The organism is Exiguobacterium sp. UBA3491 (assembly GCF_002377745.1).
Lineage (GTDB): Bacteria > Bacillota > Bacilli > Exiguobacteriales > Exiguobacteriaceae > Exiguobacterium_A.
In genome coordinates, this window is the sequence record NZ_DFQK01000021.1 from 53,214 (window position 1) to 60,936 (window position 7,723).

Sequence of the window (7,723 nt, forward strand, 5' to 3'; positions counted from 1 at the left end):
CCATACATGATCACGGATTCAGACAAGATGGAAGCGGTCCTTGAGAACCCGTACATCCTTGTCACGGACAAAAAAATCTCGAACATCCAAGAGATTCTTCCAGTCCTCGAGCAAGTCGTTCAACAAAACAAACCACTCCTCATCATCGCAGAAGACGTCGAAGGCGAAGCACTTGCGACACTCGTCGTCAATAAACTCCGTGGTACGTTCAACGCGGTAGCAGTCAAAGCACCAGGCTTTGGTGACCGCCGGAAAGCAATGCTTGAGGACATTTCAATTGTCACAGGCGCAGAATTGATTACAGAAGACCTCGGTCTTGATCTGAAAGAAACACAAATCACGCAACTCGGTCGTGCGTCGAAAGTCGTCGTCTCAAAAGATAACACGACGATCGTCGAAGGTCACGGACACGGAGATTCGATCGAAGCACGTGTCGGGACGATCCGTGCGCAAATCGAAGAGACGACAAGCGACTTCGATCGTGAGAAATTACAAGAGCGTCTGGCGAAACTCGCAGGTGGCGTAGCAGTCGTCAAAGTCGGAGCAGCAACCGAGACTGAGCTCAAAGAACGTAAGCTCCGGATCGAAGATGCACTCAACGCGACACGCGCAGCAGTCGAAGAAGGCATCGTAGCAGGTGGGGGAACAGCTCTCATTCACGTCACGAAAGCTGTCGAATCGATTCTGTCGGTCTCAACAGGCGACGAAGCAACAGGTGTCAACATCGTTCTTCGTGCACTTGAAGCACCACTTCGTCAAATTGCGGAAAACGCAGGTCAAGAAGGCTCAGTCATCGTCGAGCGTCTCAAGCATGAAGCACCAGGAATGGGCTATAATGCGGCAACGGACGAATATGTCGACATGATCGAGACAGGAATCGTCGACCCAGCGAAAGTAACGCGTTCAGCACTTCAAAACGCGGCGTCCGTCTCAGCGATGTTCTTGACGACGGAAGCTGTCATCGCCGATAAACCAGAACCAGCCGGATCTGCTCCTGCAATGCCTGATATGGGTGGAATGGGCGGAATGATGTAAGGCATTTCATCTAAAAGTACCGAATCCTAGTAAATAGGGTTCGGTACTTTTTGTTTGCGATAGTATACTTAATAGTTGAAAGAATTACATAAGCACCACTCATCAGTTTAGAAATACAGATAATGAAAGAGGAGACGTCAAGTGAATGAAATTTTAAAAGGTATAGTAACATCGGGTACACTCATCGTCGCAATCGGCGCTCAAAATGCGTTCGTCCTTAAACAAGGTTTACTTAAAAACAATATTTTCTGGGTGGCGCTAGTATGTTTTTTATGCGATGTGTTATTGATGTGTGCGGGCGTACTGGGAATCGGTACCGTCATTAAGAATAATACGTTTGCAAATGTTGGTCTTGCGATTGTCGGAGGACTATTTCTTCTCTTATATGGATTTAAATCTTTTCGTAGTGCATTTTCGTCATCACATACAATGGATGTTTCAACAGATTTTAAAATCATGCCTATTCATAAAACGATTTTACTCACATTAGCGATTACACTTTTAAATCCACATGTCTACTTAGATACGGTTGTCATCATCGGTGGTATAGCTGGAACTTTGACATTTGATCAAAAAGTCAATTTCTTGATCGGAGCTTTGATTGCCTCATTTGTTTGGTTTTTTGGATTAGGATATGGATCGAGATGGCTCATTCCTGTTTTTAAACAACCAAAAGCGTGGAAAGTACTAGATTTTGGAATAGGATGCTTAATGTTCTGGCTATCGTATCAATTAATTCAGTTTGCTTTAGAACAAAGTTAAATAGATATTTAAATGGTTAAGGAGCAACTACAAGATATGAAGGACGATGAGATTTTATGTTTAGTTGAACAGATGTCTGATGAAGAATACCTCTATCATGAAAAAGTGAAGTGCTATACGAACGAAGGCTCACCATCCGACCTGGCTTATGAAAGAGTCCATCATTTTAGGGACGCGAATATGCTTCCGATATTGAACACTTTACTCGACAAAGTGAAACAAGCAGAACAAAAACAACATCTTTATTTTATGATTGGAACGATTGGTGTGAATTCGGGAGATGTTCGTGCAGGGATGTTATTGCTTGAAAAACTGGAGCAAGAGACAAAGCCAAGTCTTCTTGAAAGCATTTTGGAAGAACTAGCAAAACAACGATGCATTCCTGATACAGAACGAATCGTAAAATACATAGACGATTCTCGGTCGTCTGTTCGAGAAGCTGCGATTCAAGCATTGCGAGTCTGTCGAGATGAGATAGCAGAGGATGCATTAATTCGTTTGATTACGACATCAAATAACTCTTTTGATATCATGAGTGCTAATTTTGTTTTAGCCACGATTGGAACAGAGCGAGCAATTTCTTATTTGATTCCTTTGTTGGACCATTCGCGAGGAGACGTTAGGCATTCGGCTTTAGCTGCACTGAGTGAACTTGGAAATGGATTATATCTTTCAATATTTTTGCATGGACTAAAAGATCGATCTAGTAATGTGAGAGAGTATGCGTTAGTCGCAATCGAGCGACATGGTGATGAAGTAGCGATTGAACCGGTGATCAAACGTGTACAAATATTATTGAAGCGAACGCGACAAATACAAACAGATGAAGTCCTAATCGCTCTTCGATTTTTACATCGATACCAGCATTCTCATCAGGCGATTCCTAAATTATTTCATTGGATCATTCAAACAAAAAGAGAATTCTTATTTGACGAAGAATGGCAATGGATCGAAGACCATTTTACTTTCTACTGATGGGCTCGAGGGTAGGTGGAGATAACGATCAATAAACAAGCCTGACTTCTCACTAGACGTGAAGAAGGTCAGGCTTGTTTACTTTAAGACGAATTGTAATATTAAGTGCAACACCTAGCTGAAAACACAAAAAAACCCATAACGACCTCGTGTAGAATAGAGTTACCACACAAAATTCAACGGAGGATTCGTTATGAGCTATGTTCATCTTACCACATCAGAAAGAGTCAAAATAGAAACTTATCTAGAGCTTGGATTTTCAATGCGAAAGATCGCTCAGCATCTCGGACGACAGCCGTCTACGATTTCACGTGAACTCAAACGGAATCCTTCCTACAATGCGATCAACGCCGGCCGGCGTTATGAGATGCAAAAAAAGAATTGTGGAGCACGCACGCTGTTCAGCGCTTCGCTTGGCTCACGTATCCTTTCGAAACTGCGAGAGACATGGTCTCCCGAACAGATCGCAGGACGGCTCTTTCACAAACAGGGACCATCGTACAGTACGATCTATCGATGGATATATAAAGGATTCATCAAGAGTGATTTAGGCATTTTACGACAAAAAGGAAAGCGCCAAAAGCCACGTGAGACACGAGGTCGCTTCAACATTGGACTTCCGATCAGTAAACGTCCGTCGGACGTCCGGGGTCGAGAAACGTTCGGGTACTGGGAGCTTGATACTGTCGTATCAGGACGAGGGCAGACAAAGGCATGTGTCGCGACATTCATCGAACGTAAAAGTCGGTTCTATATCGTACTACCGATGGTCGATCGTTCTTCTCACTCGATGGAACATGCCATCCGAACACTTTACTCTTCTTTCCCACCGGGAACGTTTCAAACCATGACGACGGATCGCGGTAAGGAGTTCAGCTGTCACGAACGGATACAGGACTCTCTTGGTATCCCAATGTACTTCGCGGATCCCTATTCTTCGTGGCAACGTGGCAGCAATGAGAATGCCAATGGTCTTCTCCGTGAGTTCTTCCCAAAGGGAACCAACTTCGGAATGATCAACAAGACAGAATTAGATCACGCACTTTCTAGAATCAACAATCGATCAAGAAAGTGTTTGGATTGGAAAACTGCATACGAGGTCTTTTCCGAAGAAGTGTTGCGCTTAATTTGACAAACCGTCTTAAGAAAATTAGATGCTCTTTAATTACTCCAGTTCATTCTCCTCAATAATCTTATCCGACAGCTTTAACTGCTTACTCACATCCTTCACTTGATTTCGACAGAACTTCAGCTCGACCTTTTTCTCAGTCGATACATCATAACAAGTGCCTTCGCCTGATGCTTTCGTCAAATCCGCTTCATAGTAATAGTCCTTGTAGCGGAACGAACCATCACGGAAGCCCGTCAGATTCGGTTTGTCGTCGATGAGGGATTGCCCCATCATATAGGATGTTTTGAGATTCAACAAATCAATGATCGTTGGTGCGATATCAATCTGTCCGCCATTCTCTCTCATGACCCGACCGGTTTGCTGGTCGGGTTTTTTGATGAAGAGCGGGATGCGGCGCTCGAGTTCAAAGGCAGCAACGGGAGACGATACATCTGCCTTTTTGCGCATCTCACTGCCTTCATTGACGAGTCCACTATCGTGATCGCCATAAAAGATGACGAGCGACTGATCCCAAAGATCCCGTTGTTTCAACTCATCAATCATCTTTCCGACACCGGTGTCGACGAAATGGACAGTCTGGTAATACCGTTTCAACATTGGATCCTCATATCCGGACAGATCAAGCGTCTGATCTTCCTTGTCGATCTCATACGGTGTATGACTCGTCAACGCGACTAAAAACGAGAAGAATGGTTCTTGCAGCGTCTCCATGTGATCAATCGATTCGAGGAAGAACTGCTGATCGTTCAGCGCCATGCCGATCTTTTTTTCTTTTGAATAATCATTTTGGCTGAAGAAGTGCTTAAAACCGATGTTCTTGTAAACATCGTCACGATTCCAGAAACCTTTTTCGTAAGCGTGCATTGCTGCCGTATCGTATCCGTTCTTCTCAAGTAACGCAGGGAGCGGCTCGAATTCATTCGTCGGATATTGCGTATAAACGGAACCTGATTTCAACGGGTAAAGCGATGTGTTCGTGATGAACTCAGCGTCCGAAGTTCGTCCTTCATGTGTCTGGTGGTAAAACGACGAGAAGTAGAGCGATTCCTTTTTCAACTGATTCAGGTTCGGCGTTACTTCTTCGCCATTAATGGTCTGGTCGATAACAGAAGCCTGGAACGACTCGAGTTGCACCAAAATGATGTTCGGTGTCTTTTTCGCACCGGTTGGATTCGTCTGCTCCTTTTGGTTGATGCGCTGTTGCTCCTGAGCCGTCAATCCGTCGCTTGGTCGCCCGGTCACGCCTTTGAAAGCGTCCCACCCGTGATAACCCCAAAAGCCGAACAGGTAGTAGTCACGCATATCGGAGATCGCTGCCGTCGGTTGACGATCTTCTGTTAGCGTCCGGTACGTCAGCAGTGAAGCAGACAAAATAATGCCACTGACTGCAAGGAGTCCAGCTGTCCGGCGTCGTGTTTGCGCTGTCGTTACTTCCGGTCGTTTGCGGAAGACAAAGAGCAGTACCATGAAAATCAAACTATCAGCGAACAAGAGGAAGTCTTGCGGTACGATCAAGGCAGTGAAGCCGCTACTGACGTCACTCATCTGCGTCATCTGTGAGAGGAGCGAGACGGAGAGGAAGTCCTCGAAGTAACGGTAGTACCACATGTCGGAAGCCAGCAGAAAACTGTGCGCCAGCAGTAGACCGAGCCAGACCCAGCGGCGTTTATTCCACGGAATCAGTAACGTCCAGCTCGATAGGATCAGCATGCCAGCAAGATTCATCAGTGTTAAATGAAGCGAAAGGTCGGTTTTTGTAAAATAACTAAATAGCATGAACTTCAGCATGCCAAGTAACAGATAAAGGGTGTAGCGAATCGCCATGGTCAGTACTCCTTACGTGTGTCGTCAATCGGTCTTTACCCTAAACGGCAAATCGAGGAACGCATAGATGTGGGAAGTATACAATCTGAAGGTGAAATGGCGATTGTTTCTGAATCAGGCAAAAATAGAAATCTTACCAAGACAGGAAGTCATGTTCGCTCGTTTCACGAATTAATCGAGGAATTGGTTTGAATTTCCTCTTGAATTCAAACAATTGACGTTAATTTGCGCGGAAAGCGGGAATAGAAAGCGTGTACGTCCATCGTCCGTCACTGTCTTTTAAAAAAGGAGCGAAGTCATGTCAAACGTGAAACTAGCGGTCATCTATTACAGCGCAACCGGAACGAACCATCAACTTGCCTCATGGGCAAAAGAAGCGGGAGAAGCAGCAGGGGCGGAAGTCCGTCTTGCGAAAATCAAGGAGACAGCCCCAGCAGAAGCGATCGCTTCGAACCCATTGTGGCAAAAGCATGCGGAAGCCACACGTGATATCGAAGAAGCGACACCGGATCTACTCGACTGGGCAGATGCGATTATCTTTAGCGTCCCGACACGTTACGGTCATGTCCCAGGACAATTCCAACAGTTCCTCGACACGACAGGCGGACTGTGGGCACAAGGCAAACTCGTCAATAAAGTCGTCAGTGCGATGTCGTCGGCACAGAATCCGCATGGCGGTCAGGAAGCGACTGTTCTCGCAGTTTATACGACGATGTTCCACTGGGGTGCAATCGTTGCGGCACCAGGTTATTCGGATCCTGTCTTGTTCGCAGCGGGCGGAAATCCATATGGTACATCGGTCACTGTCGACCAAGACGGTAACATGGTCGAATCGGTCGAACCAGCCGTGCGCCATCAAGCGAAACGGACGGTTGAAGTGGCAAGCCGTCTTAACTCATAACATTACCTAATTCAAAAAGCGCCGGAATGCTGATTCACATTCTGGCGCTTTTTCGTATGCATCATGTGTTTTGTGTTAACGGAAGTTCGACTGTGAACGTCGAGCCTTGTCCTTCGATCGACTCGACATGGATTTCTCCATCATGTCCACGCGCAATTTCGCGACAGATCGAGAGCCCAAGACCAGTACCGCCGATTTGACGGGTGTCCGAATTGTCAACACGATAGAATTTTTGGAACAGGTTACTCATCGCAGAAGCTGGGATCCCGATGCCCTCATCTTGAATCGCGACCGTGACACGTGACGCGTGTCGCGTCAGTTGAATATCGATCGTTCCACCAGCTGGTGAGTATTTGATCGCATTGTTGATCAGGTTACTGAATAATTGGCGAATCTTCTTCGCATCCCCTTCGACGATCAATGGTTCGACGTTTCGGAATATTTCAATCGCGTGGGAAGAAGACGACAGACTATGCAACTGTTTCAAATCCCGAATCATCGCGACGATATCGAACGGTGCCATCTCATATTCCTGACGGTTTGCTTCCATCCGTTGCAAGTCGAGGAAGTCATTGATCAACAGCGAGAGACGTTCTGTTTCCGAATGGACCGCTTCGAGATACTTCTTCTGCCGTTTCGGTGGTAGGTCACGCTGAATCATCAGCTCAGTAAAGCCATAGATCGACGAGAGTGGTGTCCGCAGTTCGTGTGAGATCGTCGAGACGAGTTCGTTTTTGATCCGGTCAATCTCGACTTCATTCGTCACGTCACGTAAGACGAGTAGAATCCCGCGGAACTGTCCACCATAATGAATGCTCTCGGAGTACGTCTTGATGAAGCGTCGCTCGTGATCGATCGAGAAGGTAATTCCTTCACCGATTTCTCGTTTCACAAACGTCTTTTTCAAGTAACGTTCGAATTCCGGTAGTTGGTCGACGCGATGCTTGAGTTGAACGACAGACGGAGTGATGTTCATCAGCCCATTCTCATCGAGACTGTCATCAACCGGATGGTCGAACAGATCGAGTAATGGTCGGTTGATCAACTGGATGTCACCTTCTGGTTCGATATAGACGATCGATTCACGGATCGAG

Annotated in this window: 7 protein-coding genes; 5 read left to right on the forward strand and 2 right to left on the reverse strand. The window is 46.1% G+C overall.

Features of this window, described 5'->3' with window-relative positions:
• From groEL to B4F99_RS07245, 4 genes are all read left to right on the forward strand, one after another.
• Positions 1–1,035 (forward strand): chaperonin GroEL (groEL, locus tag B4F99_RS07230; RefSeq protein ID WP_290756310.1); only part of this gene is annotated, 1,035 nt, incomplete at its 5' end.
• 141 nt (positions 1,036–1,176) lie between these two features.
• Positions 1,177–1,797: a LysE/ArgO family amino acid transporter gene (locus B4F99_RS07235; RefSeq protein ID WP_290756312.1), complete on the forward strand. Its 621-nt coding sequence runs from the start codon at positions 1,177–1,179 to the stop codon at positions 1,795–1,797.
• Between the two features lie 36 nt (positions 1,798–1,833).
• Positions 1,834–2,772, forward strand: coding sequence for a HEAT repeat domain-containing protein (locus B4F99_RS07240; RefSeq protein WP_290756314.1), 939 nt, complete (start codon positions 1,834–1,836; stop codon positions 2,770–2,772).
• Between the two features lie 193 nt (positions 2,773–2,965).
• Entirely contained in the window at positions 2,966–3,904 is a 939-nt protein-coding gene (locus B4F99_RS07245) for an IS30 family transposase (protein WP_290756316.1), read from the forward strand.
• Positions 3,905–3,937: 33 nt separating this feature from the next.
• Here the strand turns inward: B4F99_RS07245 and B4F99_RS07250 are convergent, their stop codons facing one another.
• A complete protein-coding gene (locus tag B4F99_RS07250) occupies positions 3,938–5,728 on the reverse strand; it encodes an LTA synthase family protein (RefSeq protein ID WP_290756318.1) in 1,791 nt (596 codons plus the stop codon).
• Positions 5,729–6,026: 298 nt separating this feature from the next.
• On the opposite strand from B4F99_RS07250, the gene wrbA reads away from it, so the two are divergent.
• Positions 6,027–6,629, forward strand: coding sequence for an NAD(P)H:quinone oxidoreductase (gene wrbA, locus B4F99_RS07255; protein WP_035410786.1), 603 nt, complete (start codon positions 6,027–6,029; stop codon positions 6,627–6,629).
• Positions 6,630–6,690: 61 nt separating this feature from the next.
• Here the strand turns inward: wrbA and B4F99_RS07260 are convergent.
• On the reverse strand, positions 6,691–7,723 hold a 1,033-nt coding region (locus B4F99_RS07260), incomplete at its 5' end, for a sensor histidine kinase (protein ID WP_290756320.1).

Coding starts and splice junctions, on each gene's coding strand:
- B4F99_RS07250 (WP_290756318.1), bottom strand. CDS start 5,728: ATGGCGATTCGCTACACCCTTTATCTGTTACTTGGCATGCTGAAGTTC.
- B4F99_RS07245 (WP_290756316.1), top strand. CDS start 2,966: ATGAGCTATGTTCATCTTACCACATCAGAAAGAGTCAAAATAGAAACT.
- B4F99_RS07240 (WP_290756314.1), top strand. CDS start 1,834: ATGAAGGACGATGAGATTTTATGTTTAGTTGAACAGATGTCTGATGAA.
- wrbA (WP_035410786.1), top strand. CDS start 6,027: ATGTCAAACGTGAAACTAGCGGTCATCTATTACAGCGCAACCGGAACG.